Origin of the sequence: Paenibacillus sp. JDR-2 (assembly GCF_000023585.1) — a bacterium.
Taxonomy (GTDB): Bacteria; Bacillota; Bacilli; order Paenibacillales; family Paenibacillaceae; genus Pristimantibacillus.
Genome location: NC_012914.1, coordinates 3,583,107 through 3,609,941, shown reverse-complemented (window position 1 = coordinate 3,609,941; position 26,835 = coordinate 3,583,107). Strand labels below are relative to the sequence as shown.

The 26,835-nt window shown below is 47.4% G+C and carries 27 protein-coding genes and 1 other annotated feature; of the genes, 4 read left to right on the top strand and 23 right to left on the bottom strand.

All coding sequences use genetic code 11. The annotated features are described in order from the left end of the window. Positions 1-153: 153 nt before the first annotated feature. Both PJDR2_RS15935 and modB read right to left on the bottom strand, forming a co-directional pair. Positions 154-558, bottom strand: coding sequence for a cupredoxin domain-containing protein (locus PJDR2_RS15935; RefSeq protein ID WP_015844739.1), 405 nt, complete (start codon positions 556-558; stop codon positions 154-156). 140 nt (positions 559-698) lie between these two features. Next, positions 699-1,352, bottom strand: coding sequence for a molybdate ABC transporter permease subunit (gene modB, locus PJDR2_RS15930; RefSeq protein WP_015844738.1), 654 nt, complete (start codon positions 1,350-1,352; stop codon positions 699-701). A 252-nt stretch (positions 1,353-1,604) separates the two neighbouring features. Here modB and msrA point away from each other — a divergent pair, with 252 nt between their 5' ends. After that, positions 1,605-2,123, top strand: a complete 519-nt coding sequence (gene msrA, locus PJDR2_RS15925) for a peptide-methionine (S)-S-oxide reductase MsrA (RefSeq protein ID WP_041614333.1) — start codon at positions 1,605-1,607, stop codon at positions 2,121-2,123. A gap of 50 nt (positions 2,124-2,173) precedes the next feature. On the opposite strand, the gene PJDR2_RS15920 is transcribed toward msrA, so the two are convergent. The 5 genes from PJDR2_RS15920 to PJDR2_RS15900 all read right to left on the bottom strand — a co-directional run bounded on the left by PJDR2_RS15920 (position 2,174) and on the right by PJDR2_RS15900 (position 5,703). Continuing rightward, positions 2,174-2,932: an SDR family oxidoreductase gene (locus tag PJDR2_RS15920; protein WP_015844736.1), complete on the bottom strand. Its 759-nt coding sequence runs from the start codon at positions 2,930-2,932 to the stop codon at positions 2,174-2,176. A gap of 40 nt (positions 2,933-2,972) precedes the next feature. After that, on the bottom strand, positions 2,973-3,452 hold the full coding sequence (locus PJDR2_RS15915) for a carboxymuconolactone decarboxylase family protein (RefSeq protein ID WP_015844735.1): 480 nt from the start codon (positions 3,450-3,452) through the stop codon (positions 2,973-2,975). 82 nt (positions 3,453-3,534) lie between these two features. Beyond that, positions 3,535-4,281: an SDR family NAD(P)-dependent oxidoreductase gene (locus PJDR2_RS15910; protein ID WP_015844734.1), complete on the bottom strand. Its 747-nt coding sequence runs from the start codon at positions 4,279-4,281 to the stop codon at positions 3,535-3,537. Positions 4,282-4,387: 106 nt separating this feature from the next. After that, positions 4,388-4,744, bottom strand: a complete 357-nt coding sequence (locus PJDR2_RS33215) for a MarR family winged helix-turn-helix transcriptional regulator (RefSeq protein WP_015844733.1) — start codon at positions 4,742-4,744, stop codon at positions 4,388-4,390. Between the two features lie 218 nt (positions 4,745-4,962). After that, the gene (locus tag PJDR2_RS15900) at positions 4,963-5,703 is read right to left on the bottom strand and encodes an SDR family oxidoreductase (RefSeq protein ID WP_015844732.1); all 741 of its coding nucleotides are present in this window, start codon (positions 5,701-5,703) and stop codon (positions 4,963-4,965) included. A 183-nt stretch (positions 5,704-5,886) separates the two neighbouring features. Here PJDR2_RS15900 and PJDR2_RS15895 point away from each other — a divergent pair, with 183 nt between their 5' ends. Beyond that, positions 5,887-6,450 carry a TetR/AcrR family transcriptional regulator gene (locus PJDR2_RS15895; protein WP_015844731.1) on the top strand — a complete coding sequence of 188 codons (564 nt, stop codon included), beginning with the start codon at positions 5,887-5,889 and terminating at the stop codon, positions 6,448-6,450. Between the two features lie 59 nt (positions 6,451-6,509). Here the strand turns inward: PJDR2_RS15895 and PJDR2_RS15890 are convergent, their stop codons facing one another. From PJDR2_RS15890 to metG, 7 genes are all read right to left on the bottom strand, one after another. After that, on the bottom strand, positions 6,510-6,947 hold the full coding sequence (locus PJDR2_RS15890; protein WP_015844730.1) for a DUF6376 family protein: 438 nt from the start codon (positions 6,945-6,947) through the stop codon (positions 6,510-6,512). A gap of 83 nt (positions 6,948-7,030) precedes the next feature. Beyond that, complete coding sequence (locus PJDR2_RS15885) at positions 7,031-7,234, bottom strand: CLC_0170 family protein (RefSeq protein WP_015844729.1); 204 nt, start codon at positions 7,232-7,234, stop codon at positions 7,031-7,033. A 27-nt stretch (positions 7,235-7,261) separates the two neighbouring features. Further along, a complete protein-coding gene (locus PJDR2_RS15880) occupies positions 7,262-8,506 on the bottom strand; it encodes a Ger(x)C family spore germination protein (RefSeq protein WP_015844728.1) in 1,245 nt (414 codons plus the stop codon). After that, a complete protein-coding gene (locus tag PJDR2_RS15875) occupies positions 8,472-9,593 on the bottom strand; it encodes a GerAB/ArcD/ProY family transporter (protein ID WP_015844727.1) in 1,122 nt (373 codons plus the stop codon). The genes PJDR2_RS15880 and PJDR2_RS15875 overlap by 35 nt, the downstream gene beginning before the upstream one ends. Before the next feature lie 13 nt (positions 9,594-9,606). Continuing rightward, entirely contained in the window at positions 9,607-11,226 is a 1,620-nt protein-coding gene (locus PJDR2_RS15870; protein WP_015844726.1) for a spore germination protein, read from the bottom strand. A gap of 153 nt (positions 11,227-11,379) precedes the next feature. Further along, the gene (locus PJDR2_RS15865) at positions 11,380-11,901 is read right to left on the bottom strand and encodes a hypothetical protein (protein ID WP_015844725.1); all 522 of its coding nucleotides are present in this window, start codon (positions 11,899-11,901) and stop codon (positions 11,380-11,382) included. 40 nt (positions 11,902-11,941) lie between these two features. Beyond that, positions 11,942-13,597, bottom strand: coding sequence for a methionine--tRNA ligase (gene metG, locus PJDR2_RS15860; RefSeq protein WP_015844724.1), 1,656 nt, complete (start codon positions 13,595-13,597; stop codon positions 11,942-11,944). Positions 13,598-13,652: 55 nt separating this feature from the next. Beyond that, positions 13,653-13,912, bottom strand: a binding site (T-box leader). Positions 13,913-14,065: 153 nt separating this feature from the next. Between metG and PJDR2_RS15855 the strand changes: the two genes are divergently transcribed. Next, positions 14,066-15,838: a glycerophosphodiester phosphodiesterase gene (locus PJDR2_RS15855; protein ID WP_041613473.1), complete on the top strand. Its 1,773-nt coding sequence runs from the start codon at positions 14,066-14,068 to the stop codon at positions 15,836-15,838. Between the two features lie 50 nt (positions 15,839-15,888). Here PJDR2_RS15855 and PJDR2_RS15850 read toward each other — a convergent pair whose 3' ends face one another. From PJDR2_RS15850 to PJDR2_RS15815, 8 genes are all read right to left on the bottom strand, one after another. Next, positions 15,889-17,031, bottom strand: a complete 1,143-nt coding sequence (locus PJDR2_RS15850; protein ID WP_015844722.1) for an efflux RND transporter periplasmic adaptor subunit — start codon at positions 17,029-17,031, stop codon at positions 15,889-15,891. 17 nt (positions 17,032-17,048) lie between these two features. Then, entirely contained in the window at positions 17,049-17,921 is an 873-nt protein-coding gene (locus tag PJDR2_RS15845; protein WP_015844721.1) for a carbohydrate ABC transporter permease, read from the bottom strand. 14 nt (positions 17,922-17,935) lie between these two features. Next, a complete protein-coding gene (locus tag PJDR2_RS15840) occupies positions 17,936-18,775 on the bottom strand; it encodes a carbohydrate ABC transporter permease (RefSeq protein ID WP_015844720.1) in 840 nt (279 codons plus the stop codon). Positions 18,776-18,806: 31 nt separating this feature from the next. Continuing rightward, positions 18,807-20,204: an ABC transporter substrate-binding protein gene (locus PJDR2_RS15835; RefSeq protein WP_041613471.1), complete on the bottom strand. Its 1,398-nt coding sequence runs from the start codon at positions 20,202-20,204 to the stop codon at positions 18,807-18,809. A 507-nt stretch (positions 20,205-20,711) separates the two neighbouring features. Continuing rightward, positions 20,712-21,893: a hypothetical protein gene (locus PJDR2_RS15830; protein WP_015844718.1), complete on the bottom strand. Its 1,182-nt coding sequence runs from the start codon at positions 21,891-21,893 to the stop codon at positions 20,712-20,714. Beyond that, on the bottom strand, positions 21,893-23,359 hold the full coding sequence (locus tag PJDR2_RS15825; protein WP_041614331.1) for a sensor histidine kinase: 1,467 nt from the start codon (positions 23,357-23,359) through the stop codon (positions 21,893-21,895). The genes PJDR2_RS15830 and PJDR2_RS15825 overlap by 1 nt, the downstream gene beginning before the upstream one ends. A gap of 10 nt (positions 23,360-23,369) precedes the next feature. After that, entirely contained in the window at positions 23,370-24,065 is a 696-nt protein-coding gene (locus tag PJDR2_RS15820; protein ID WP_015844716.1) for a response regulator transcription factor, read from the bottom strand. Positions 24,066-24,208: 143 nt separating this feature from the next. Beyond that, positions 24,209-25,420, bottom strand: a complete 1,212-nt coding sequence (locus PJDR2_RS15815; RefSeq protein ID WP_015844715.1) for a winged helix-turn-helix domain-containing protein — start codon at positions 25,418-25,420, stop codon at positions 24,209-24,211. Positions 25,421-25,507: 87 nt separating this feature from the next. Here PJDR2_RS15815 and PJDR2_RS15810 point away from each other — a divergent pair, with 87 nt between their 5' ends. After that, the gene (locus PJDR2_RS15810) at positions 25,508-26,608 is read left to right on the top strand and encodes a GerAB/ArcD/ProY family transporter (RefSeq protein WP_015844714.1); all 1,101 of its coding nucleotides are present in this window, start codon (positions 25,508-25,510) and stop codon (positions 26,606-26,608) included. On the opposite strand, the gene PJDR2_RS15805 is transcribed toward PJDR2_RS15810, so the two are convergent. Then, positions 26,605-26,829 (bottom strand): hypothetical protein, encoded by a 225-nt coding sequence (locus PJDR2_RS15805; RefSeq protein ID WP_015844713.1) that lies wholly within the window; start codon positions 26,827-26,829, stop codon positions 26,605-26,607. The two genes, PJDR2_RS15810 and PJDR2_RS15805, sit on opposite strands and share 4 nt — an antisense overlap. Positions 26,830-26,835: the final 6 nt, after the last annotated feature.

Genomic DNA, 26,835 nt, shown 5'->3' with positions numbered 1-26,835 from the left:
GCAATGAGGTACTATCTTATATCCTTATATCGTTACCACAAATAAACTCGTTATGTAATCTCGGATATTGGCTGCTAAACGCAAAAAAAGCTGCAGATCATCATGGATCTGCAGCTTTTTTGATAAAGGTTCATTTTATTTAAAAGATCGATATTAAGCAACTACGGTAATCGTTCCGTGGTACATGTACATTCCGCAGTCAAATTGATACGATCCGGGGGTTAAATTGGCCAACGTCGTGTAGTTCTCCCCTTTTTTCAAATAAAGATCAAATCCAAGATCATCTGAATCTACGCTTGTTATGCAAGTAAAAGACGTATTTTTGACAAAGTTCAGCTTAACGGGAACTCCGGCCTTAACTTCAACTTTAGAAGGGTAAAAACCGTCCTTTTTAGCTTGGATCGTAACGATCTGATAGCCATCCTGCATGGTAACGGCGGGTACTTCAGCCTTAGTCTTCGAGTTTGAAGAGGAGAAGAAGACAAAAAATAAAGCACATATCATTATTATCGCTAAAACAAGCCACATGGTTGGGGATTTGAATATGCTGGTTTTCATAAAATGTACTCCTTTCCTTAGGTCGATTATACACTTTCAAATGACTTAATATTGCCAGCCATGTGGCTGTTCATTGAAGGAATAGTGAATATTTCATTACAAAAAAGCAGCTTCCGAAGTAGTTCGGAAGCTGCTGTATGTTATCGTCTGCTTATTAGGAGCAAGATAAACGAGATCACAATGATGGAGCCTGTCCATGCCCAAGCCAGCGTTGTATTGCCGGAATCAACGGCTACATAGATGGCGGTAGGTATCGTTTGAGTCTTGCCCGGAATGTTCCCGGCTATCATCAGGGTTGCGCCAAACTCGCCCAACCCGCGCGCAAAGCCAAGAATATAGGCCGAAATAAGCGATCTGAATGCTAGCGGCAATGTTATATGCCAGAAAACCTGCCGTTCATTCGCTCCGATTGACCGCCCAGCCTCTTCTAATTTTTTATCAACGGATTGAAAGCCAACTTTCATGGTTTGATATACCAGCGGAAAAGAAACGACGACTGCAGCAATAACCGCTGCCCACCAAGTAAATATAACCGGAGCTGAGAACAGCCATTCAATAGCCTGACCGAGCCAGCTTCTCCTTCCCAATAACACGAGCAATAAAAAACCAACTACTGTTGGCGGAAGGACCAGCGGCAGCATAAATACGGTTTCGATAAGTATCTTGCCTTTTAGTTTTGTACGGGACATCCACCATGCTGCAGCTACTCCAAGAACTAGCACAAAGAGGCTTGAGAACAATGCAACCAATAAGGATAGCCGGATAGGAAGCCAAAAATCATGAGCGCTAATCAACTTTCTCCTCCACTTTCTTTTATATCTAATTATAACTAGATCAATTTAAATAGAACATTACCAATATAAACGGTTACACCGTAGATATCAATAAAATACAAGATTCTTAATTGGAATGAGCTTTACTGATTATATCTATTTATAATTAAATATAACTAAATGATATTGAGTTTTGCCAAGTCATCCCTTATCATAATTAGTTAAATAGCATCATTTGAAGCTACAGCTAACTAGAAACGAGGAATGATTATGCTGCAAAAAGCAACGTTTGCCGGAGGATGCTTCTGGTGTATGGTAAGCCCCTTTGAGGAACAGCCCGGAATTCACGGCATTTTATCCGGTTACATGGGCGGCCATATCGAGAACCCCACTTACGAGCAGGTTCTGACAGGAGAATCGGGACATCTGGAAGTCGTGCAAATTACGTTTGACCCTGAGATTTTCCCTTACGAGAAGCTTCTGGAGCTCTATTGGCCACAGATTGATCCTACGGATGCAACCGGTCAAGGTAATGACCGCAAGAGTCAATACCGCGCCGCGATCCTGTATCATACTGAAGAGCAGAAAGCATTAGCGCTCCAGTCCCGCGATGAGCTTGATAAGAGCGGGCGTTTTGATAAGCCTGTTGTAACGGCGATTGAGGAAGCTTCTGTCTTTTATCCGGCAGAAGAGTATCATCAAGGTTACCACAAGAAGAACCCTAAGCACTATAAAGAATCCCGCATATATTCAGGCCGTGAAGCCATTATCGAGAAGTATTGGAGCAAGTAAAAGAAAGGAGACCCGCTGCCGGGTCTCCTTTTATTATTTCGGTTCTGTTATTATACCTGAACGGCAATACTTTTCAGCCAATCCGCATAACGCGCAGCTGTAAGCCTTGCGGAGCTATCACCAGGAACAAGCGAAGACTTCTCCAGTTCTGTGCCGAAGTAAGGAGCTTTTTCATCGGTTACAACCTGGCGGGTATCCTGGGTTGCTTTCAAATATTGACGTACAAATTCGTCGAGACCAAATTTCTCTGGGCCGGCAACCTCACGGATTCCGTTCGACGGTTTACCGAGCGTAAAGTCGACAAGCGCTTCGGATACATCTTCCGCCGCAACCGGCTGTACATCAGCCGATGACAAACGCACCTTATCCCCTTCTGTAGACGTATAAGCAATGCCGCCAACAAACTCGAAGAATTGAGTTGCTCTTACGATGGTATACGGGATATTGGAAGCCTTAATCAGGTTTTCTTGCGCGAACTTTGCTCTGAAATAACCGCTTTGGAGCAGACCGTCTGTACCAACAACCGACAAGGCAACATGATGCTTAACGCCAGCCGCTTCTTCAGCGGCAAGAAGATTGCGGGTTGAGGTCTCGAAAAACTCCAGAACAGCCTTGTCTTCGAAGGACGGAGAATTTGTTACGTCAACGACAACCTCCGCCCCGCTTAACGCATCAGCCAAACCTTCGCCCGTAACGCTGTTGATGCCAAGCGACGGTGATGCGGCTACAACCTCATGACCCAGTTGGTTTAGATTGCCGACAAGCTTTCTCCCAATAAGTCCGCTTCCGCCAATAACGACGATTTTCATACGGTTTCCTCTCCCTATCTCTTTTTTATAGTAGCTTCAATTAGTTCAGGCCGGCTTTGGTTAAACCAAATGCAGCATCAGCGGAGCCAGGCTCTGTTCTAAAGGCTACATTTGCACGGTTCCAAGCATTGATCGCCATGATCGAGTATGTCAGGTCGGAAATTTCTTTCTCCGTGAATTGTTCGCGGACACGATTATATATTTCGTCGGATACGCCATGCTCCGGCAGTTTAGTCAACACTTCGGTCCAAGCAAGCGCAGCTCTTTCGCGAGCATCGAACAACGTGGATTCTCTCCAGATTGCTAGATGATAAAGACGCAATTCTCTCTCGCCGTGAATCTTTGCTTCCTTAACATGCATATCCAGACAGAATCCGCAGCCGTTCATTTGGGAAGCTCTGATGTGCACGAGGTGAATAATCTTCGCTTCAATGGAACTGGATTTCTCCGCATAGCTGAACTCCATCATTTTTTTAGTGAACTCCGGCGATTGCTGCATATAATTTACACGTTGTGTCATTTTGTATTCCTCCTCAAATTTGTTGTGACGTTATTAAGACAATCGACGATATTGTTTTGTGACAGCCGCATCGAAAAAGTTTTTAAGTGATGTTCAGACCGCCGTCTACGGCGATAACCTGACCCGTTACCCAGTCCATACCCGGTTCGGCAAGAGTCACGATCCATGCTGCAACGTCGTTAGGCTCTCCTCGGCGGCCAAGCGGTATGCTTTGACGTTCATGCTCCTTAACCGCTTCAGCTTGCTCAGGAGTGAGTCCCATCCGTTCCCGGAGGAAAGAAGTCTCGACCGGACCGGAAGCAATGGCGTTAACGCGAATGCCCTTCGGAGCAAGCTCAAGCGCCCAGCTGCGAGTCATATATTCCATTGCGGCTTTGCTGGAACCATACAACGACAGATTGGCTCCTGCCTTACTGCCATACGTGCTCGACATATTGATGATTAACCCTTTTGTCTTCTCAAGATGAGGAATAGCGGCTGCGGCAAGAAGCGTTGGTCCCATGACATTTACCGCGAAAATATCCGTAATCGCCTGCGCGCTCACATGCTCAAGCGGCGTAATACCGCCAGCGCCCGCGTTATTGACAACAATGTCTACTCGTCCCCACAAATGGATTGCTGCCGCGACCGTATTTGCACCCGAATCGGGATCGCTTGAATCAGCGACAAATCCTTGGATATTCGGATGGATAGCCGTGATTTGTTCCAATACTTCCATTCGACGTCCGGTGATGAGCACCTTAGCTCCCTTAGCGGCGAACATTTGAGCCGCAGCCAATCCGATACCGGCTCCCCCGCCGGTAATAATAACAACTTTATTTTCTAACATAGGTTCAGTCTCCTTTGGTTTATCTTGTTTTTTTTGTTAATTTGATAATAATTAATTAATTAACTATTTGACGGAAGCCGTCCTTATCTAGGACGGTAATCGTGTTTTAGAATAAAATGTTCAGCAATTCTTTGAGCTTTGTCTGATTTTCCGGCGAAAGCTTTCCAATATGCTCGGTGATGGTTTCCTCATATACGGGCCACACCTTCGCGATAAGGTCCTCGCCGTCTGAAGTTAATCGGACAAGTATTCGTCTTCGGTTAGAGGGATCAAAATCTCTTTGGATCCTTCCCGCCTTCTCCAATGAATTCAATAAATTGCTGATATTCGCCCTGGTTACGGCGAGATCATCGCTTAATTCAGACGGAAGCATTGGCCTTCCGCCTCTTTTCAAAGCGACCAGCAAACACCAGCGGCCAAGCGTTAAATCATACTTCCCCAGATGTTCCTCCAGCTTCTGCACCAGATGGTGACTGGTTTTGTAGATTGTTAGAAAAACATCGATAGGAAGAATCGGCTGCTCAAACGGATCCCACTTCTCTATACGATTAGCCTCCCTTATAATTAATCAATTAACTATTTGCGAATTAACAATAACGCTAACGTATTCGCGTGTCAAGGCATCCTTCAAGAAAAGACTGCCGATAAATAATGATCGGCAGCCCCTTTTTCCGGTATTGCTTAAGCTAACGCGGTTGGTCTTACCATAATTTCGCTCACAAGCGCATCGTCAGGTTCATTAATCGCAAATGCGATAGCTCTCGCAATGCTGGATGGATTAATTCCCATTCCGCCGATTTGACTGGCCATTGCTTGCACCTCCGGACTTGTGATGCTGCTGAAGAGCTCCGTGTTCGTCAAACCTGGGGAAACGACGGTAGATCGGATACCCGAATCGGCGGACTCCTCAAGGCGCAGCCCTTCCGAGATTGCCCGGACGGCAAACTTAGTTGCCGCATATACGGCGGAAGTGGCGGATACATGATAACCGGCGGTCGAGGATAAATTAATGACATGACCGGACTTCTGCTCGCGCATAACCGGCAATACCGCAGCGATCCCGTACAATACGCCTTTGATATTCACATCAATCATTTGCTCCCACTCTTCTACCCGAAGCTCGTTCATTCTGGAGCTTGGCATAATGCCTGCGTTGTTTACCAAGACATCGATACGGCCGTACTTGTCCAAGGCGAATTGAGCTAATCTCTTCATGTCTTCGGAAGATACGACATCCGCTCTAACGGATACCGCCTCTCCTCCATTTTGCTTAATGTCATTAACGACTGATTGAAGACGATCCTCTCTTCTTGCCGCTAACACCACCTTCGCGCCTTGATCAGCTAGAAGCTTCGCCGTAGCCTCCCCTATTCCGCTTGAAGCTCCGGTAATAATGACCACTTTATCTTTTATATTTTCCATGGATATCGTCTCCTTTGTTGAATATTTGTATCGGATATAAAACGCGTGTTGAATATTTAACGGCCGTTGATTTACATTATAGACAGATGTCTCAACCTCTCAATGGTTGATTGATGCGCTTTTGTTTTATATCCGACACTCTCATCACAATTGTTGATTATTTTTACGGAGGAACCGAAAAGTATGGAAAATGTGGTAAAGACCGATCGCCGAATTCTAAGGACAAAGCAAGCGATTAAGAAATCGTTTCTTGAACTTTTTACGGAGAAAGAGTTTGAACAGATCACCATTAACGAGATTGCGGACCGGGCAAACGTAAACCGCGGTACCGTTTATTTGCACTACAGCGACAAATACGACCTTTTGGACAAATGTACGGAAGAGCATATCGGCGAGATCATCTCTATATGCAAAAACCGCGAGTCGGGCGAAGGAAACCCCCAGCAGGTGTTTGATTACTTCCAAGAGCACTTCCCGTTTTTCTCCGCTATGTTTTCCAATGAGAGAGTATTTCTATTCCGGGATCAATTGCTGCATTTCTTCTCCGTGAACATGATGCTCAAGATGGAACAAACGAATGAGAAACCCGATATAGACCAGGAGATTAAAGCGCAATTTATGGCATCGGCCTTTATTGGCGTTGTGGAGTGGTGGATCCGCCGCGGTATGCCTCATTCCACTCCCTTTATGGCCGATCAGGTTCAACATTTATTCGAAAATAACCAGGTTTATTCAATGTATCGTTAAAAAATAAAAAACCATCCGAATCCGGAGGTTATTCCTCCGAAATCAGATGGCCTTTACGGTTATAAGCCTAAATTTTCGATACGGTTAAGCAAGCTCGTTATATCCGTAATCGTTTGTATGATAGGCGAGTTCTGAAGCTGGTCCAATGCGAGATGACCATTAGCCAAGGCGTCGTTGATCTCCTGCAGCAATATTTGATTTTTCTCGATTATTTGTTGATGCAGATCCTTTGCCATGGCGGGGGCGTCCAATAGATTAAACTGTTCAATATCCTCTTTTAGCGCAACTAGACGGTCCTCCAGCTGCTGCATCGTTTCGGGATTGGTCGCAGCATCTTGCATCATTTGGGGTGCCTGCTCCGCAAAATCAGACAATTTGTTAATATGCCCCTGCGTTTGATCCACGTATTGCACGGTTTGATTGGCACTTTCAAACAAAGAACAAGCGCTTAACATCATGGACGAAACGACGAGTAAGAGTATCGTCAGCGTTCTCATTCAGCTGCCTCTTCCTTCCTGCATGGTTGCTTATTTTTACTTTTTACGAATTGGGAGGGAGAGGGTTTCATTAAGCGTTTAAGCTAATCGATAATGATGTCGCCAACCCACAGGAATACGCCTGCAGCGATATTGAACCACCCGATAAACCGGGAAACCTTCAACTCTTTTTTTTGCTTTTTATCCTTGCTTAGATCTCTGACATCGATGTAAATGACCAGCAACCCGCTTACAATAAACAGTGTAATTGCGTAATACAAGTAGCCTATCGTATAACCGCCAAGCATCCGCAATCCCTTCCTTCAAACAGGATATTATACGCCCTTCATTCCGATCCTTCGTACTTTCATCGCGACTTTGACTTCAAAGGTACAGTTCTCGTACATTTTGCTCCATTCCTCCGCCGTCTTAATTCGTTTATTCCAATATTGAGGTTTTCTTCCCCGGACGATTTCGCCGAATCCGAAATAATCCGAACCTTTTTCTTGCGATTCCTTAATGATATCGTAATAAAACTTGATGGCATCCGAGCCTTGCTTTTCCTCGATCAATTTCAAGACATCCGGATTATTAATCTGAATTTTATCGCTAACCTTTCCTTCCACGTTAAGCTCGATTCCGATATCTATCGTGAAATGCGGAACATCGTCCTTGATTTGGACCTTAATTTTGGACCGGCGATGGGTTGCGGTCGTCATGATAGTCTGTTCCGGACTGCCCAGTTGAACGAATACTCTGTAACCTGCGGGGTTTATCCCTTTAATCGCCAAGTAACCTGCAATTTCTAACGGCCTGGTCACTCCAACCATATGATCTCCAACAAAGTAAGCTAGACCTTTGATTTCCACATTTTGTTCTTTCTTTATTTCGACGTATGGTAAGAAGCCTTCCTGCCCTTTTTTAGAGACGTTGCTCCAGAAAATGCCGATATAGTCTTTCGGGAATTTCCCCATCCGAATGCCTTCATCCAGTGTTGACATTAAATACAGTGTAGGAACCCGTTCCAGAGGCGGAGAAGCCAGCATAAGTTTCCGTGCTTGTCCTTTCGCTACCATCATCCATGCCATACGGCGGACTTCAGAGTTACGGCGAAAGTAATCGTTTATGTTCTCTAAGCCATTTCTGGCTACGGCTTCAGAAATAACAATTACGCGCAGATGTCCGAAAAAAAGCTTGCTGGATACCTGCTGCTGCAGATTCATAAAGGCGTCATTCAAGCTATGGCCAACAACGTCAATAACCCATACCGTTTTTCCAACGGAGCCTCCTCCGCCTCCTCCGCTTTCTCCTGGTCCTAACGGTATTCTTCCGGGGAGAGCAATTTGCACGGCTACGCGGATCATATCTTTATTCGGAGCGGGAATCGTACCGGGCAAATGAGAGATTGCGTCTTCTTCCTCTTCCGCTTCTTCCATCTTTACCTTGTCTATAGATACACCCAGAACTACAGCCCGTTCCTCAATTTCCAATCGATCCCAGCATCCGGCGAGGATAGGCGTGGCAAGCATAACCGCACACAGGGTTCTAACGAGTTTGATCCATTTTCTTGTTGTCTGCAATTGGGTTCCCTCTCTTCTTGCGAAGAATCGAAACGATAAGCAATAAACCTGGATAGACAATCGTAATAATCAGGCCGATGCGGCCGACGTTTTCAATGATTTCATACATTTGAATAATGTTTTTGGGCAGCATGGCCATTACGAAAACGAAAGGCAAAATAAAATAGGAAAACAGCTTATGCTCTTTCAAACGGAACAGATGACTTATTGAATAAATCGTAAAGAAATAACTGGAGAATAACGTTGTAAATACGGCTGTCACCCATACGGCGAGAAAAGAAGCGTCCAGCCGCTCCAAAATGTTAGCGGGCAATGACGTTGCCTTGGCAAGCTCCAAAGTCGGCCATAGAAGCTTTTTTATCTCCTCCGAACCAAACACGCTTATCGTAGCCGCAACGATAATAACGTAGAGGCCTCCGGCAATCAACATGCCCCAGAAGCTAGCCTTCATCGCCTTCCCCGGGTGCTTCATATTCGGGATAACGGCGGTCAATACGAATGCTCCCTGGAAGAGGGCGGCAATCGTTAGCGTGCCTTTCAGCATTCCGCCCGGTTCATTGCCCCAAATGGGCAGCAGATTAATCGCTTCCGCATTTTTCAAAGATAATGCGGCAATGACAAGAACGGGAACTAACAAAAACGGAAAGTAAAACGTATGAATATGTGCGAAAGTGGTAATTCCGTGGCGTGTAGAGATCGCGGCGAGCAGCAGCATGGCGATAACCGTAACTTCAACCGGAGTTGATTTTAATACCGATGTAACAACGACTTCGCCAAACTCACGGGCGGTTAACGAGGTGAGTACCGCAAAAAAGAGAATAATAGACAGGCTGCCAATCCAGGACAGCCATTTGCCAATGATCTTCTCGCTGTAATGGATAATCGTCTCATCCGGAAACCGTATGCCGAGCCGGGCAATCAGAAATAACCCGACAAAAGCAAGTAACATCGCCAGAAATGTTACGAGCGGCCCTCCAGAGTCGGCAGCGCGCACCGCAAATAGCGGCAGTGCAAGCACGCCTACGCCGATTATGGTGCTTACAAGAACTGCGGCTGCCTGTATGACTGTAATCTGGCGGGTCTCCATCTAACGATTCCTCCTACTCGCTTTTATCATTCAAAGGGTCTAACACGTTTTTCGACGTTTTTTTGAGCTCGTCAAACTTCGATTCCGATACTCTTGTTTCATCGACCGGATCAAGAAACGCAGGTCGTTTGTTCATCAGCCATAATGGCCCTCTGACCAATAGATCCTTCAAGCCTTGAAAGTCGACCGGAATAAGCGGGCTAAGGTATGGAACGCCAAAAGATTTCAGGGACAGGAGATGATTCGCAATCAGGATTAGTCCGATCATTACCCCGTAAAGCCCAAAGGTCCCGGCTAATATAATGAGCGGAAAACGAAGCAGCCGAAGCGCTAGCGCCGCATTATATGCCGGTGTAGCAAATGATCCAATTGTCGTTAAGGCGATAATAACAACCGTAATAGGACTCGCAAATCCGGCCGCTACGGCTGCTTGGCCAACAACTAACACGCCAACAATCGAGAGTGCTCCGCCGACTTGCTGCGGTAATCGGATCGTGGCCTCCCTAAGTACTTCCATGGAGATCTCGATTATGATGACTTCAATAACAGCCGGAAACGGCACCCCCGCTCTTCCCCCCGCTACGGCAACCGCAAAGTCGGTCGGAATGAGCTCCGGATTGTAGGAGATAATCGAGACGTACAAAGCCGGAAAAACCAACGAGAAGACGAGAGCGATCAACCTGGCCAGCCGGATCGAGCTCATCAGAAGGAATCGTTCCGTATAATCCTCTACCGTCTGATAGAACTGGTTAAACACCGTAGGCACGACCAACGCCAAAGGTGAACCGTCTACCAGAATAGAGACCCTTCCTTCAGCCAGATTGGCAACCACTTTGTCAGGCCGTTCGGTATATTGAACCTGAGGGAACGGAGAATAATGATTGTCTTCGATAAACTGTTCCAGATAGCCCGAATCCAGCACCGTATCGATATCGATTTTGGAAAGACGTTTATGAACCTCTTCCACTAATGCCGGATTAGTAATACCATCCATATAACAGACGGCAACCTTTGATTTGGTTCTACGGCCAATCTCCATGGTCTGTATGCGGAGATCCGGTGACTGGAGCCGGTATCGAATTAAAGAGATATTGGTGCCAAGCGGCTCTATGAAGCCTTCGCGAGGCCCTCTGATTACCTGCTCGGTTGCAGGCTGTTCAATGGAACGTTTTTCAACGGATCGCGTCGTAATGATGATGGATTCCTTCATCCCATCAACGGCAATGACCGTATCCCCACGCAAAATACAATCTACGAGTGCCGTTAATTCGCCCTGTAAACTGCTTTTGCTGTGATAGAGAGAGTCGTTCATGATCACGTCGGATAACTGATTAGTCTCGATCGTTCTCCCAATAAGATGCGGCGGCGTATACATCAATGCTTTCATAATGTCCGAATTGACGCTGTCTTGATTGACCATACAGGAGAAAAACATAATGGCAGCGGGAAACTGGCCAAATACATTGAATTTACGGACCGTAAAATCTTCGTTAATACCCAATATCCCGTCTAAAAAAGCAATAGTGTCGCCTAAGCTGCCGGATACTTGTTGTCCCTTGTATTTATCCATCGTTTTGCTTGGGCTTGGCATAAGCAGCTTGGCATCTAATCTTCTGACTTTTCTTGGTGGCATTCCATCACCTGCTTATCCCCGTAATCTGACTTTTTGCTTTCTCAGGTTTTACCAATGCGAGGAAAATTATGCGTGTCCTTATCTTTGGAGCGGTATACATAACAAAAGCAGCCGCCAATGCTTGGCAGCTGCTTCTACGAGATTAATACTGTACTAGCCTACATCCCAACGATGTCTAAACTTGGTCAGATTCGGATGTGCATCCGGAGGAGGTTCCGTGATGATCAAGCGGATCTTGCCGATCCATTCCTCGAACGAATGATACGAAGCAAATGCGTTAGCCGTCTCCGGCGAAACGTACAGGAAGAGCGGCGGCGGATAAGCCTCCATCAGATGACGGATAGCCGCTTCGATAGGCGTATATTTTTTGCGCTTCCCTTCCCAATTTTCAACCACAATCATTCCTTCGTCCCCATGTTCCCTACGCCAGCCGAACAGGAAATCCTCCCGCTTGTAATAAGGCTCGACAGGACGTTTCCACATGCGTTTTGCCGTTTCTTCGTGTAGCGGATAGAGCACGAGCTTGACAAAAGATCTTGCCTTTGCGAGCGCTGCCGCATGTACCAGCTGCTGGTCCGACACATCCTGGAACGTGTCATAATACACGAGCGTTCCCTTGCGAGTGTCCAGCTCTTCTACGTGACCAAATGGTACCGTCCGGTTACCTCGATCCATCGACATCCCCCTTTGTCTACAGTTGCAAGATAGTATTGGTTTATTGATTCTTTTTCATTTCATGCTGCTTCGCTAACAGATTTGATTCTTCCTCAATCCGGCTAACGTCAATCCGTTCAAACAAGATTTTCAAATTCCTGATTTTGCGGTTGGCGGGAACGGAAGTAAACGTCCAACCCGGTTGGTCAAGCGTCAGGAATTTTCTTATTTCTTCGCAGGCAAACGGAATAAACGGATTTAATAATCGAGACAGATTGGCGATGATCTGAACGGATGCATGAAGCGTATTCCCGCATGCCGCTTTATCTTCTTTGATCTGGAGCCAAGGCTTCCGTTCGTCGAAATACTTATTGGCCCGGCGCACAGAAGCGAATATATGCTCAATAGCTTCTTTCAGATGCCCTTCTTCTATTAATGCTCCGCTTCTAGTATAACAGTCGTCGATCGTCTGCTTCCATTCATCGTTTAGATTACCCTCCGGGATAAGTCCTTCAAACGATTTATCGATAAAAGACAACGTTCGATTGACTAAATTCCCGAATGCGCCAAGCAATTCTCCGTTATGGCTATGAATGAATTCCCGCCAAGAAAAGTCCGTATCCCGGTTCTCTGGACCGTTGGCAATCAGAAAGTAACGAATGGAATCCGGCTGATAGCGACTTAGAATGTCCGGTACCCAGACTGCCCAGTTGTTGCTCGTGGAGAACTTCTTTCCTTCCAAGGTCATGTATTCGCAGGAGATAATCCGGTCGGGAAGATGCAGACCGCGGGCGCCCAACAATAATGCCGGCCAAATAACCGTATGAAAAGGTACATTGTCTTTGCCGTGCACGTAATAAGCCGTTAACTGATGCTTGCCCTCTTGCCAAAATAATTCCCAGCTGCCACCCGTTTCCGCGGCCCACTGCTTGCTTGCCGACAAATAACCGCTGACGGCTTCAATCCAGACATAGATTTTTTTATCCTCGAAGCCTTTTACGGGAACATCTACTCCCCAGGTTAAATCCCTCGTAACCGCACGGTCTTTCAGCCCTTCTCTCAAATATCTTTTCGTTATTTGGACCGCGTTGTCTTTCCAGCCGTCAGCATGGTCTACATACTCCGACAGGACATCCTGGAAGAGGGAAAGCGAAATATAATAATGCTCGGTAGGACGTTCAACCGGGGGATTGCCGCAAATCTTGCAGGTCTTATCCGTCAGGTCGGCTGGATCCAATAAAGTTGAGCAATAATCGCATTGATCTCCCCTCGCCCGGTTTCCGCAAACCGGGCAAGTCCCTTCAACGTAACGGTCTGGCAAAAATCTCCGGTCCGTCTCGCAGTAGGTTTGCTGGATCGTTTTCTTGTACAGATACCCGTTCTCCAATAAGCTTATAAACAGCTCTTTTACAACCTTATGGTGAAACTCCTGGTCCGTGCGCGTATACAGATTGTACGTAAATCCCAGCTTCTGAAAGCAATCCGTAAATTCCTGATGATAACGGTCAGCTATATCCCCCGGCGATACGCCTTCTTGCAGCGCTTGTACAGCAACCGGCGTGCCATGGCAGTCACTGCCCGAAACATACAAAACGGGATTGCCTTTTGCCCGAAAATAGCGGGCCAGCACATCACCCGGCAGCAAACTCGCGAGCCGCCCCAGATGCAGCGATCCATTCGCATAAGGCCATGCGCCGCCGATAAAAATAGGGTTCATGATATTCCCTCCTACTTAAAGTTTTAAAAATTGAAAAACAAAAAAACTCCCATCCCGAAGGGACGAGAGTTATCCTCACGTGTTACCACCCAATTTTATTAATGCCTCGCGGCATTAACCTCTTCAAGTACGACGCAGCCGCGTTTATACTCTAGCACGATAACGGGTGCGGGTTCCGGCGCAGTCTACAACCACTTGGGGTTCGGTGCGCAGCTCAGAGGCCATGTTCCCATCCTTATTCTTTACCCCTTCTCAGCAAACCGGGGCTCTCTGTACAAGACATCACGATGGTACTCTTCTCTTCGTTGCCATTAATCTGAATATTCAAGTTATTCGAATTATATTGGATATATTTACCTCTGTCAATAATACCCCTTAAGCTAGTCTGGTATTGTCACTGTTGTTACGGTATGGTAAGTTAATGCAGCTACCCCAACTATGATGAACCGCCAAGAAAGGATGACTCTCATGTTCAAGCTGCTCAGTAGAAGCATTCGCGACTTCCGCGCAGCGTATCCGCAGCTATTATTATTTGAATATTTATTTATGCTGGTAACCAGCGTTATCATTATCCCCATTATTACGTTAATTTTCAGCCGTATCCTGACCGTTATTGGGTCCGGTTCGCTTATGAACGATGATATCGTTCAGCTCGGCTTAAGCTGGCAGAGTATGGTTGGACTTACCGTCATTGCGCTTGTCGCTTCTTTTGCGATATTTATCGAGCTGTGCGTTCTTATTATCCTGGTTCAACAACGCTATTTCGGCAAACGGATCGCCATCATGGACGCCCTGTTTACCGCGCTTCGGCAGACGCCAAGCCTATTAGGCTTTGGTACCGTACAGCTGCTTGTCTTGCTGCTCGTGCTGATCCCGTTCGTCGACTCGCCGATGTCGGAATCATTCTACGCGCTGTTTAATCTTCCGATTGTACTGGAGCGCAGCGTCATGAACCTGTCCGTCGCGATGTCCGTTGTCTACTTGCTTATCTTGGTTGCAGCCGTCTATTTGGTGCTTCGATGGGTTTTCGTGCTGCATTATATCGTCCTTGAAGGGCATACCATCAGCCGCGCTATCCGGAGCAGTCTCGATCTGACAAGAGGCAAGCATTTCAAGGTGCTCACCTCTTTATTTTTAATAAATGCGCTTGTTATTGGTACAGGCTTTGCGACGCTTTCGTCGGTTTCCTTCCTGCCTCATTGGCTTAATCACAATGTGCTGAAGGCGTTCTCCGATCATTATTCCTTGACGCTGTCCACCATTTTTACGTACATGCTGACGCTGGCGATCATGCCTCTCAACATAATCGTGCTGACCCGGTTATTCTACGTGCTCAAACGGGAAAATGGGCAGTATTTACAGGATAATTTGAAGCTGTATCGCAGCACTCTCGGACGATTTGAAGATGCTCTGTCCAGTATGATGAAGCGTTTCGCTCACAAACGGACATTATTCGCATTATTAGCCGTTGTTTATGTAAGCCTTGCCTTATTCGTTGGCCTAAAAGCGAGCAGTCATCTGGTCTACGCTAAATGGAGCGTCCTTATCTCCGCACATCGCGGCGACACGGAGAGTGCTCCCGAAAATTCGCTGCCTGGCATTCAAAGCGCCATTAATAAGGGCATTCAATCGGTAGAAATCGACATTCAGTTGACCAAAGACAACATCGCCGTATTAAATCATGACGCTACTCTCAACCGGATGGCCGGTGTAAACAAATCCGTTAATGAACTAACTTACGAGGAAATAAGCAAGCTGTCCATCGGTCAGGATGCAGAAGGTGTTCCTATCCCTGTTGCTACGCTTGAGCAGGTATTGACGGAGGCAAAGGGACGGATCAAGCTGCTGCTTGATTTGAAACCCCATGGGGCAAGCGAACCGCTCGTGCGGGAAGTTATTCGGCTGATCCATGCCAATGAAATGGAAAAAGACGTGTATATCCAGTCGTTTGACAGCACCATGCTGCGGCAAATTCGAGAGCTGTCCCCGGATATCCGGATTGGGCAAATCATGTATTTCGCCGTTGGTAATCTCTCCTCGTTAGACGTTGATTTCTATACGGTTGAACAGGTTATGGTAACGAAGCAGCTCGTCGACCGAGCGCATGCTTCCGGACGAGAGGTATGGGTGTGGACGGTGAACGGTCGTCACAACTTGAAGGAAATGCTTAAATTTCAGGTGGACGGCCTGATTACGGATACCCCTACTATTGCACAATCCATGATTGGACTTGATTTATAACTTTGATGAAGTAACAGGAAAAAGCCGCGGAAACCGCGGCTTTTTTCCTGTTACTTTCTAACGCGCACCCCGTCTATGAGGTAACCCGTACTGCTCACGATGACCTCCTGTTCCTCGAACAGCCCTTCCGTAACAGCCGTCACATATGCATTGGTGTCAGTTACCTTAACGGGAGTCTTCACGGCATAATAGGCATTTCCGAGTGGTCCTTCCTTGCTTTCTACCGTAAATACATAGGCTCCGCGTTCATCCTGATGCACGGCTTCGTTCGGCAGCGTAAGGATAGCCTCGCTGTTACTCTTCACAATCTTCACCTGTACCCGTTCGCCGCCAATCAGCTTATTGTCCTTGAGCAGAACCGTTACGCTGCTTGGGATAAAGTGAGTATCGTTTGAGTGAGATGTACCGCTGTCTAACGTATTGTCCACTGTGCCATTCATATTATTATCGATTGTCATTATTGTACCTGAAAGCTGTCCACTGTCCTTGCCCGTTAACGTAATTTGATTCAAGGCTTCTCCGATTTCCAGCAGACGGGATATATCTCCCGGAACCTGCAGCTGGATCTTGAAGCCTTTGGAAGCATTGGCTAGCGTAACGTCCGGACCTCCGCCGGGACCTGAACCAGCCAGTGCATTAACCTCGGTTACGATACCCGCAAAAGGCGCGGAGATCGATTGGCTGTCCGCAATGTTCTTTTGAAGGCGCTGAATATGATTCTCCTGCGAGGCAATGTCGAGCTCGGCGGATTCAAGCGCAACCATTGCGGCAGAGAGTGTGCTCTCGTCTCCTTGGGTTACCGCTGTAATGTAATCCGTATGCAGTTGATTCATGGATAGCTGCTGTTTTTTGAGACTTGTCTTCATATCCTCGAGCTGCAGCATCGCTTCGCTGCCGTCATACTCGATCAACTTCTGGCCTTTGGCAACTTTATCGCCTTGTTTAACAAGCACCTTCATCACCTTCCAGCCTGCCGGATTCGTCAGGTCTTGCGTTTGTTCGGGCAGAACAGTTGCATTGCCTTCGAATTCGTGCGTGACCGATCCTTTTGATGCGGTTTGCGTATAGACCTTCTGCAAAGACATGTTCCGTATCGTATTTCCCGCAAGGGTACATACCGCGAGCAGAATCAGGAATAGACTGGCCAGCAGTCGCAGCTTGCGTTTACCGGAACCGGGCTTTCTTTCATCCATTGCATTCACTCCTGAGATTATCCTTTTATGCCCGAGTGTTGAATCCCTGCCACGAAATAAGACTCCGCGTACAGGAACAAGAGCACCATCGGGGCCATGTACAACGCGGAAGCGGCAAACCCGGCCCCGCGTTCCGATTGGTTGATTTGCGCCAAATAGAGCGATAAAGGCTGCTTGGCAGCATCCTGCAAGAAAATAAGCGGCTGCTCAATCATGTTCCAGTAGTCGACAAACAGCAATACCGCAAGCGCGGCAAGACCCGGTTTGGCCAGAGGAAGGATAACCCGCCAGAAAATAGTAAACGGACCTGCTCCATCGACTTTGGCAGCTTCCGAAAGCGCATAAGGAATATGGGCCATAAATTGCCGCATCATAAACACTCCAAACGCCCCGAATATGCCAGGCAATACAATTGCCGAAGGGTTGTTCATTAGCCCCAGCTTATCGATAACAAGATAATTCGGGACCAGAGTAACCTGGAAAGGCATAAGCATCGTCATCAAATAGACGAGAAACAGCTTATCCCTTCCCGGAAACCGGAGTTTAGCGAAAGCGTATGCCGCCAGCGAGCCAACGAATATCTGACCAATCGCAATTGGCCCTACCAGCCCGGCTGAATTCCAGAACATACTAAGAAACTTCGGGCTCAGGATCAATACCTTCGCGTATTGTTCAAACGACAGCCAATCTGGCAGCAGCTTCAGATTAACGAAAGCATCTTTGCCGCCTCTGGCCGTATCCACCATTTGTCCGATTAAATCGTAATTTTGGTTAAGTTCCGCTTCCGTCATCAAGGAGCTTACAAGCGTAAGCCCAATCGGGAACAGCATGACAGCTGCAAATACGGCAAGAATCGCCGTTAATACAAGCCCGGATACTCTAATATTCATTGCTTCCCCTTCCTCTACTCCGTTTGCTCCCTGAACCGGCGTTCAGCGCGAAGCAGTCCCGAGGTCAAGAGCACGATGCAGGCGACCATCATTGTCGCGGCAGCCGTCAGCTTTTGGACATCCAGCTCGAAAAACATGTTATTCATGTAATGCTGCAGCATATATAACCGGTCATACGGATAATCTCCTGCCAGCAAATACGTCTCCCGAAATACTTTGAACGAGTTAATGATCGAGATGAGCAGCACAAAGAATAAGGTTGGCGTCAAATAAACAAGCGTAATATGGCGAAATTGATGGAAACGGCCGGCGCCTTCAAGCGATGCGGTCTCGTAATAATCCTTCGGTATGGATTGCAGTCCGGCCAGCAATAGGATCATATCGTAGCCGATGTTCTTCCATACATACATCACGATAACGATACTCATGGACCAATTCGACTGCATCCAATCGATCCGGTCCATTCCGCAGGCGTGCACCCATGCATTCAAGGTTCCGTTCCAGTCGAAAAAGATTTGCCAGACCGTCACGACGGACGCTACCGGCACAACAAGCGGGAGCATAAACGACGTACGCAAAGTGCTGCGCAGGAATATCCGCCTATTAAGAAGGAGCGCAAGCGTTAAGGACAGCATGATCAGCAGCGGTACACCAACCGCGGTAAACAGCATCGTATTGCCGGCTGCCTTGCGGAAAGAAGCGCTATGCAGAAGTGCCGAATAATTGCTAAAGCCTACTAGATGACCACCAAGCGCACCGTCAGTAAAGGACTCATAGATCCCTAGCAGAAACGGAATAAGGTAGAACACGGAAAATCCGACTAAGCTTGGCCCAAGGAAAAGCATAGCCACCATGCCTTCCCCTCTCCATCTCTTTAATCCTCTGCTATTCATTTAGGACCGTCATTGCTTTGTTTTGAATCAGCTTCGCTACGTCGTTCGCGGATTTCTGACCCGCGAAGAAGGCAGCCGTATTGGCGGATACGATATCCAGCACCTTTCCGGACGTATTCTTCTTGCGGGAAGCGGCGTCTGCAAAGCTTTCAAGCCGGTCTAGTTGTGCCTCGTCCACCTTAAAGGATTCGCTATGCTGCGAACCAACGGTTGGCGGAGTAATCGTTCCTTGCTTCTTCAGAACTTGTAACGCGTCAGCGAAGCGTTCCTTATTGATGGGAAGGCCTATGGTCGTGTGGTCCATCAAGTATTTCAGGAAATCCCAGGCTGCATCCTTCGCTTTGGAATTTGCGTTTATTCCAATATCGGACCTTGTTTCATAGGAAGTGCCCGCCGCCTCTTGACCGGCATGAGGTTTGATGTAAAATGCCGTATCTTTACCGAATACATTTAATGTTGTTAAATAATCTTCCGGAGACAAGATGCTGACATTCGTAAAATATCCCCTATCCGACGTGCTGACGATTCCATCGTCAAACATGCTTTTCATTTGTTTCAATAGACCGATGAAATCCGGTGTATCAAAGCTTGCCTTGCGGTTAGTCTCATCAACAAATCTGCCGTAGTTATCCGCAACCAGGCTGCGCACGAAATAATCGGTCCCGCCAACCAGAAGACCTTCCCCGCTGACAATAGCCGCCTTATATTTTCCGTTCGCGTTAACCAGCTCCTTGCCCACAGCCATGAAATCATCCCAAGTCCAGGATTTGTCGTCGAACTTTACGCCGGTTGCGGCAATTGCGCTGCGATCTCCAACCATTCCGCTTAAGCTGAAGGATAGCGGAAGACTGTACAAACTCTTCCCTGCTTGTCCGTTACTTAATACATTCGTGAAATAATCCGTCTTGCGAAACGCATGGTCCTCTTCCATTTTTGCCGATAAGTCCTCGAGCAAGTGATGCCTCTCGTAATCGTCAGCAGCCAAATAACGGAGATCAACCAGATCCGGGCCCTTGCCGGCCAGCATCGCCGCATTGGTTGTTGTCGTGAACTTTTCAATGTCGGCGTCCGTTTGCTCTCCTCCCCCTTCGTCGCTGTAAGGTTCGCTTAATCCATACTGCAGCTTGATCTTGATATTCGGATGAGCCGCTTCGTATGATTTAACAGCCTGTTCATATTGCTCGTTCGGCCAGAAAACCGAGAACGTAATCAATTTCTGATCTCCGCCGGATGCATCTCCATCCGGATTTGTACTTGCCGTTGTTCCGGACGGAATAGTAGTCTTGCCTGGCTCTTGAGTCGCCTCATCGTCTGCTTCCATGCTTCTGTTATTGCTGCAAGCCGCCATAACGAGCACGATTAACGAAACGGTAAGTATAATAAGTCCCATCTTTTTCATCTCTTTCATTCCTTTTCATATGGAGTTATTCGTTAAGGTAAGTCATCGCTTTGTTCTGAATAAGATTCGCAACAGCTTCGGCTGTTTTCTGTCCCGTGAAATATTAATTTGTGCACTGTGAAAGTATGCGTTCACCACACGCCCATTCGTGGAGACGATATTCTCGTCAAACAAAAGCTTCACCTGCTTCATAAGGCCATAAAGGATGCGGAGTCGAAACGGGCCTTATGCCCGCCGGGATCCACCATCTCTCAGAGTAAATACTCCGGACTCCTCCGTTTAGCTTGCCATGATGCCGGGTGTATATTTTCTCATGCGAAATTCTCCTTTTTTACTTCGTAGTCCGTCCTGCCGGACATTTGATCCAAGTATATTAAACAGATGTCTCCAAGCCTTCATCATTTTGCGTACAAAATGTCTCCGACTTTCAAAAAAAATACGGCAGGCTAGACGAGTTCTCGTCCAACCTGCCGCATAAGCGTGCAACTATATGCCGTTTTACTTGTCCTCGAATTCGATAATAAAAGCATGCAAGTCTTGCAGGCCCTCCCGCTCGGATTCGGGAGCCGGCGCACTCGCTTCCGCCGCCGCTCGGGCGAATGGCTTGCTGCCAACAACCAGAAGCTTGCCACGGCTTAAGCTCCAATTCATGAGGGAAGGTACAAAACCTTGATAGACAGCCGTTTGGGACAAAAGGTTGTTGCCTTGCAGCTTGCCTACATAGATGATATCGCCTTCGCTTTGCGTATAAGCGATCGTCTCTCGGTCCGGCGACAGACTGTAGCTGACGATCTTCTCCAGCAATACAGATAACTCTCCGTTTCGATTGTCGTACTGGAATAAGGTGCCGTCGGCACCCAGGAATATAAAACGGTTGGCATCCACCCAAGTACTGCCGTTCGCACCGGAAGGATGGTCGTATTGCACGACGAATCGGCCGTCTTCGTTCAGGCTGGCCATCGTGACCAGCCTGCCATTATCGATTAATAAACGATTGCCGTCTTCGGACAACTCGGCAGACACGATATTCTTTATATCGGAGATGCCCTGCAAAGGCAGCTGCTTAGAGGTACCCTGCTGGATGTCATATTCAACAAGGCTCAACGGATCACTGTCGTCTCCCAGTACAAGGTACGAGAGATATCGGCTATTGCCTGACCATTGCAGAGTTTGGGAAAGCAGCCGCCGCTGCTTTTCCATAGGCTCGGAAATAGACTTGCTTGTCCTTCCGTCTACGGATAACAGAATCAACGAATAGCCATCCCCGGACTCTGAGAGCCCAGCTAGCAGCTTGCCGTCCGGCGATAGGCTAAACAGATCCTTTCCGGCATTCAAGCTTGCTGTAAGCTGTTTAAGCCGATCATATGGCGCTGCGATCAATTGCAGGCCGTCATACGTAGAACCGGAAGGAAGACTCCCCCTATAATAACCGACGAGATTCTCTTCGTTGGTCCAACCAAGAACCTCAAACTTGTCAGACCATTCCTCCAGGGGGAAAATCGTCTTCACCTGGAACACCTTGCCGACACTTGCTCCAACCGCCGGCTGCCCGCCTTCCGACTCCGGAATAACGATCGTCTCTGAACGGGGATTTCCCATGCAGCCGGAAGCTATAATGATCAGCGCCATCAAAACCAAGAAAAGAAGAAGATGTGTGATCCGTTTATTCTTGCTATGCATTAATCCCCGCCTCCCTTACTGCCAGCGGCGGGAAGCTCAACATATACGGTTGTCCGTCCTTCGCAGCTCTCCATCCGAATGGTTCCGCTATGGTCATCAACAATGGATTTTACGATGCTTAGGCCTAAGCCCACGCTTCCTTCTTCCTTAAATGTCCTGTCGCCGGAATAAAAGGGCTCGAATACGCTGGCTACCTGATCAACCGACAACGACTCTCCTGGATTACTGATCGTGAAGCGGAGTGTCTCTCCCTTCGGGTCTTTCTCTCCGGTAACCAGAATCTTCGCCAGCGGCGCGCTGTATTTAATCGCATTATCAAGCAAATTGATAAACAATTGCCGCAGTCTGTCCGCTTCTCCTAGAACAACAAGCTCGCTCTCCGCTTCCAAGAAGATACTCTTCTTATAACGTTTGGCGCGAATCGTCATGGCATCGCATAGATCGCGAAGCAACACTCCTGTATCGACCGGCTCCGCTTCTGCCCTGACGGCGTTTCTCCGGGACACTTCAAGCAGGTTCAGCACCATGCCATGAAGCCGCCGGCTTTCGTCTACGATATGAGTCATTCCTTTTTGAAAAAATGTATGGTCGGACTCTCCGTTCTCACGGATGATCTCCGCGTATCCGAGAATGGACGTGAGCGGCGTCTTCAGCTCGTGCGTGACGTTATCGAAGAAGCGCTTCTCCTGCTCGATAAGCGACTGCAGTCTGTCACGGTCCCGGCCAATGGTCGCAATCTGGCTGTCGATTCGTTCAATCATGTCGTTGAAGTTGTCCGCCAGCCGCCCGATTTCGTCCTTGCGCCTGAATGCGAGACGGACATTCCGATTACCTCTTATAACCTCCGTAGAAGCATGAGTCAGCTTGATGAGCGGAATCGTGATATGCCGGGACAACAAGTAGGAGAATACAAACGCCGCCAGAAAGATGGCAAGAGCGAGATAGAAGATGATGTTAAGAATTCGTCCGGTCTGCTCATAAAGCGAAGAGAAGTCTTTGGCAAACCGAAGGATCCCTACTTTTACCCCATCAATAACGACTGGATAAGAATAGAGCACGGAGCCGGCGTTTCCTTTATAAGAAATGGTATATGCCGTCTTCCCTTGAAGCGCCAGCTTCAGATCATCGGTGGAACCACCCGCAAATTTAGCTGAGTCAGTAGAATACAGCAGTATACCGTCTACCGTATAGGCACTGACATCGCTTGAAGTGGCGCGGTGAAGGTCGCCAGCCATCTCCTCGGCCATTTGACCGAAATATAAGTCGTTGTTAGCAAAATGATTAATGAGAAACGCTTGCGTAACATAAATATTGCCGTTGTTTTTAAGATCGATGAGATCCGACGTTACAATACTCTTGTTGCTGTTACGGATATATTCTTTTAGAGTGACATTCAGCAAAAGGAACGAAAGGCTAAAAATCAGGAAAAATCCGATGACGAACTTGGCCCGCAATGTATGAATAATAAGCATACGGTCATTCCGTCCTTTTCTCGAATTTGTAGCCTATACCAAACACCGTTGTAATCAGATCAGCCGCGTCAAGCTTCTTGCGCAGCCGTTGAATATGCGTATCGACAGTCCGCATATCCCCGGGAAAATCATACCCCCACACGGACTCGAGCAGCTCGGCGCGCGTGAAGATTCTGCCCCGCACGCCAAGCAGCGCCAGCAGCAGATCAAACTCTTTTGGCGTTAAATCAACGGCCTCGCCTTTCTTCGTCACAAGCCGCTCAGCTCTCGAAACGACGATGTCCCGGAACCCGATCACCGATGGCGCTGCCTCCTTAACTGGAGCTTGCGCCTGCGCGAGCCGGCGGAGTATGGTTCGAATCCTGACAACCACTTCCCGAAGATCAAAAGGCTTCGTAATATAATCGTCTGCCCCTACTTCGAGTCCGAGGATTTTGTCCGTAATGTCCGATCTGGCCGTAAGCATAAGAATCGGAATGTTATATTGAGCGGTTACCTGCTTGCAGATATCAAGACCGCTTCTATCCGGCAGCATCCAATCTAGAACCAACAGGTCAGGCTTGAACAATTCAAGCTCCCGAAGCCCGTCCGAGCCCGTGCCGGCAATACGAGTCTCAAAGCCTTCACGCCCTAGCCCATAAGCAAGCAGATCAGCAATTGCCTCCTCGTCCTCGATGATGAGTATTCTAGTTTTGTCCATTATGAGGCTCCAATCTATATACGTTTGTACCTTTAAGAGTAACTTCCAATTGTTACGGCATTGTCTAGAAGTTGCGTCCAAGTTGTCTTGAAGATGTCAACAAAATGTGTCCGAATATATAGCCTCTCATTATATTAATGCCATTAACGATATACGACCTTAACTACACCGTTAGCCTTTGCAAACTCCTTTAACGCCTTCTTCACATTTTTGCGCAGCCCGGGAGATACTTTAACGTCTGGCTCAAAATGCAGCAGCTCTACCTTGAGCACATTTTCTTTACGGTCGAGCCTAGGGTCCATTCTGCCGATCAATCGGTCCCCCGCAAGGATAGGCATCGCATAATAGCCATACTTCCGTTTAACGGCGGGCGTATAAATCTCCCAGCGGTATTCGAAATGAAATAAGTCCTCCAGCCGCTTTCGGCTCCACAGCAAATTATCAAGCGGCGGTAAGAACGTAATCTCCGATGCTTCCGGTTCTAGAGCCTGATCTTGTTCTTCGCCAGCCGTATCATGGTGTGCCAGCACCTGTTCCGCATCGGAAGATAGCACGTAATAAGGATGCTTAAGACCCTCCACCGAAACTTCTGCAAGGATGCCGGATTGGATAAATTGCTTGATCGCGTCACGACGCTGAGCAGCACTGTACCTTAACCAGCCAAAGCGGGAATCGGAAGGTTCAAAGACTCGATAAGCGCGAAAATATTTGAATAGCATGGACCGCTCCGCTTCTTCTCTCCCCATTTCTCCGGCAGCTTTAAGAAGCTCGGCCGGCACGCTGCGGCTCGTCAGATCAAATAATCTCTGATTGCCTTCCCTGCCGACAATCCGGATATGCGCCGAATCGGTTAATAGGTTGATGGCATGCGACGTTGCTTTTGTTTTGGCAGCCGCATTCGAATTCTCCCAATAACCGTGTACCCGGGTATCCGATTCAAAAGCCCTGGCCGGCATAGCTCCTTCATGGCGAAGCTTGTCCATTACCTGCTCCGGAACAGGCTGCAAGGCTTCAATGGCTGAAGCTGTATGCTCGCGGATTCTTGTCCGAGTAGGTTCGAATAAGGGGTAATCCTCCATCGGAATGATGCAGGCTGCATTAGCAAAATATTCGAATACCTTATAATCGCTTAATAGGTCATTAAGAAGACTAGGCTCATAGCCCGCCAATCGGGCGGACATGACCAAATGCTGATTCGCCCGGACGGCAGCTACCGGATCGATCTGCAAGCATTCCAAGCGGCGAATGACGTCCAGCACCCGATCGTGATCAACATCCTTATTGCTTCGCGGCGTGAGGAGAAGCTGCTTTTCCAGTAAAAATCGCCTAAGAGCACGTTTGGTGGTATGTATCAAACGGATCGCTCCTTTCTATCTTCGGTATTATCAAAGCTTTCATGGGAATACTTGGTTGTAGCCAATGGGTAAGGAAGGAGTGAACGAATGGAGTCCGCAGAAAAAATCTCGGGAACGCAACTATGCCTATTAATGTTTTCTTTTATAGCCCCTACCGTTATTCTTGTTATTCCAGGCCTTATGTCAAGTCTGGCCAAACAGGATGCTTGGATAACGATTCTCCCCACGATTTTGATTGGAGCGTTAAATATAGGGGTTATGCTCACCTTGTCGAAGCGTTATCCGGGGATGACCATTATCCAATACAGCGCTCAAATCATTGGCAAATGGCCGGCGAAGCTTTTAAGCTGTTATCTCATTTATGTCTGGATTAATTTCGATTTCATCATCCTAAATCAGCATATCCAATTTATTAATACGGTTTTTCTTATGAGAACTCCTTCTGTCGTAATCAGTTTAACACTGGCGATCTTTTGCTGCATGGCGGTCTATATGGGGATTGAAGCTATCGCAAGATGCAATGAATATCTTGCCTTGCTTAATCTCGTATTGCTGATTCCCCTTCTTATCCTGATGCTGGCGGAATCCAATCCCGAGAGACTGCGTCCGGTGCTCGGCAATGGAATTGTCCCCGTTTTTCAAGCGAGCTTCTTACCCATTGCTTACATCACTCAATTTTTCACATTAGGTTGGCTTCTGCCCTTTTTGAATCAACCGAAGAAAGCAGCCAAGGCTTCTCTTATTTCGTTGAGCATTATCACGGGGCTGCTATGTATTACACTTCTGCCTCTCATTATGGTCTTTGGCCCGTTAACGGAAAAGCTGGCATTTCCGGTATTAAGCGTCATCCAGTATATCGGAATAAAAGGCAGCTTTGAGAGATTGGAAGCCTTGGCTGTAGCCATCTGGGTGATGAGCTGTTTTATCAAAATCGCTATTACCATATTTGTGATATGTCTTAGCATCAGCCAAACTTTTAACACTAAAAACTACAGGGATATCGTCATTCCCATAACGATATTATCTGTGCTTGGTTCGGTCACCGTGTTTAAAAATTACTCTACAGAGCTCAGCAGCTATCTAAACTTTACGTATCCCAGTTACGCCTTATTTACGCATTTCGTTTTGCCTCTTATCCTTCTTGCCATAGATACGGTCAGAAAAGGCTTTAGGAAAGCTGCGCATTAATGCTGCCGGATAATCATTCTTCCGAATGGTTCGAACAGGAATCTAATAGGGGTTGTTGAGCTAGGAAGCGGTATATTTGCAATCCATAGGCATCCCGCAATCACGCAGATAACCATTAAACTTACAAATAAAACAGCCGATCCCGGCTGTTTTATTTGTTGAATTTGATACAGAGTCCAGCCAACCGCAACTAGAACAAAAATAATCAATTGCAAGATCATCGAATA

Coding starts and splice junctions, on each gene's coding strand:
- PJDR2_RS15935 (WP_015844739.1), bottom strand. CDS start 558: ATGAAAACCAGCATATTCAAATCCCCAACCATGTGGCTTGTTTTAGCG.
- PJDR2_RS15920 (WP_015844736.1), bottom strand. CDS start 2,932: ATGAAAATCGTCGTTATTGGCGGAAGCGGACTTATTGGGAGAAAGCTT.
- PJDR2_RS15915 (WP_015844735.1), bottom strand. CDS start 3,452: ATGACACAACGTGTAAATTATATGCAGCAATCGCCGGAGTTCACTAAA.
- PJDR2_RS15910 (WP_015844734.1), bottom strand. CDS start 4,281: ATGTTAGAAAATAAAGTTGTTATTATTACCGGCGGGGGAGCCGGTATC.
- PJDR2_RS15900 (WP_015844732.1), bottom strand. CDS start 5,703: ATGGAAAATATAAAAGATAAAGTGGTCATTATTACCGGAGCTTCAAGC.
- PJDR2_RS15895 (WP_015844731.1), top strand. CDS start 5,887: ATGGAAAATGTGGTAAAGACCGATCGCCGAATTCTAAGGACAAAGCAA.
- PJDR2_RS15890 (WP_015844730.1), bottom strand. CDS start 6,947: ATGAGAACGCTGACGATACTCTTACTCGTCGTTTCGTCCATGATGTTA.
- PJDR2_RS15885 (WP_015844729.1), bottom strand. CDS start 7,234: ATGCTTGGCGGTTATACGATAGGCTACTTGTATTACGCAATTACACTG.
- PJDR2_RS15875 (WP_015844727.1), bottom strand. CDS start 9,593: ATGGAGACCCGCCAGATTACAGTCATACAGGCAGCCGCAGTTCTTGTA.
- PJDR2_RS15870 (WP_015844726.1), bottom strand. CDS start 11,226: ATGCCACCAAGAAAAGTCAGAAGATTAGATGCCAAGCTGCTTATGCCA.
- PJDR2_RS15865 (WP_015844725.1), bottom strand. CDS start 11,901: ATGGATCGAGGTAACCGGACGGTACCATTTGGTCACGTAGAAGAGCTG.
- metG (WP_015844724.1), bottom strand. CDS start 13,597: ATGAACCCTATTTTTATCGGCGGCGCATGGCCTTATGCGAATGGATCG.
- PJDR2_RS15855 (WP_041613473.1), top strand. CDS start 14,066: ATGTTCAAGCTGCTCAGTAGAAGCATTCGCGACTTCCGCGCAGCGTAT.
- PJDR2_RS15850 (WP_015844722.1), bottom strand. CDS start 17,031: ATGGATGAAAGAAAGCCCGGTTCCGGTAAACGCAAGCTGCGACTGCTG.
- PJDR2_RS15845 (WP_015844721.1), bottom strand. CDS start 17,921: ATGAATATTAGAGTATCCGGGCTTGTATTAACGGCGATTCTTGCCGTA.
- PJDR2_RS15840 (WP_015844720.1), bottom strand. CDS start 18,775: ATGGTGGCTATGCTTTTCCTTGGGCCAAGCTTAGTCGGATTTTCCGTG.
- PJDR2_RS15835 (WP_041613471.1), bottom strand. CDS start 20,204: ATGGGACTTATTATACTTACCGTTTCGTTAATCGTGCTCGTTATGGCG.
- PJDR2_RS15830 (WP_015844718.1), bottom strand. CDS start 21,893: ATGCATAGCAAGAATAAACGGATCACACATCTTCTTCTTTTCTTGGTT.
- PJDR2_RS15820 (WP_015844716.1), bottom strand. CDS start 24,065: ATGGACAAAACTAGAATACTCATCATCGAGGACGAGGAGGCAATTGCT.
- PJDR2_RS15810 (WP_015844714.1), top strand. CDS start 25,508: ATGGAGTCCGCAGAAAAAATCTCGGGAACGCAACTATGCCTATTAATG.
- PJDR2_RS15805 (WP_015844713.1), bottom strand. CDS start 26,829: ATGATCTTGCAATTGATTATTTTTGTTCTAGTTGCGGTTGGCTGGACT.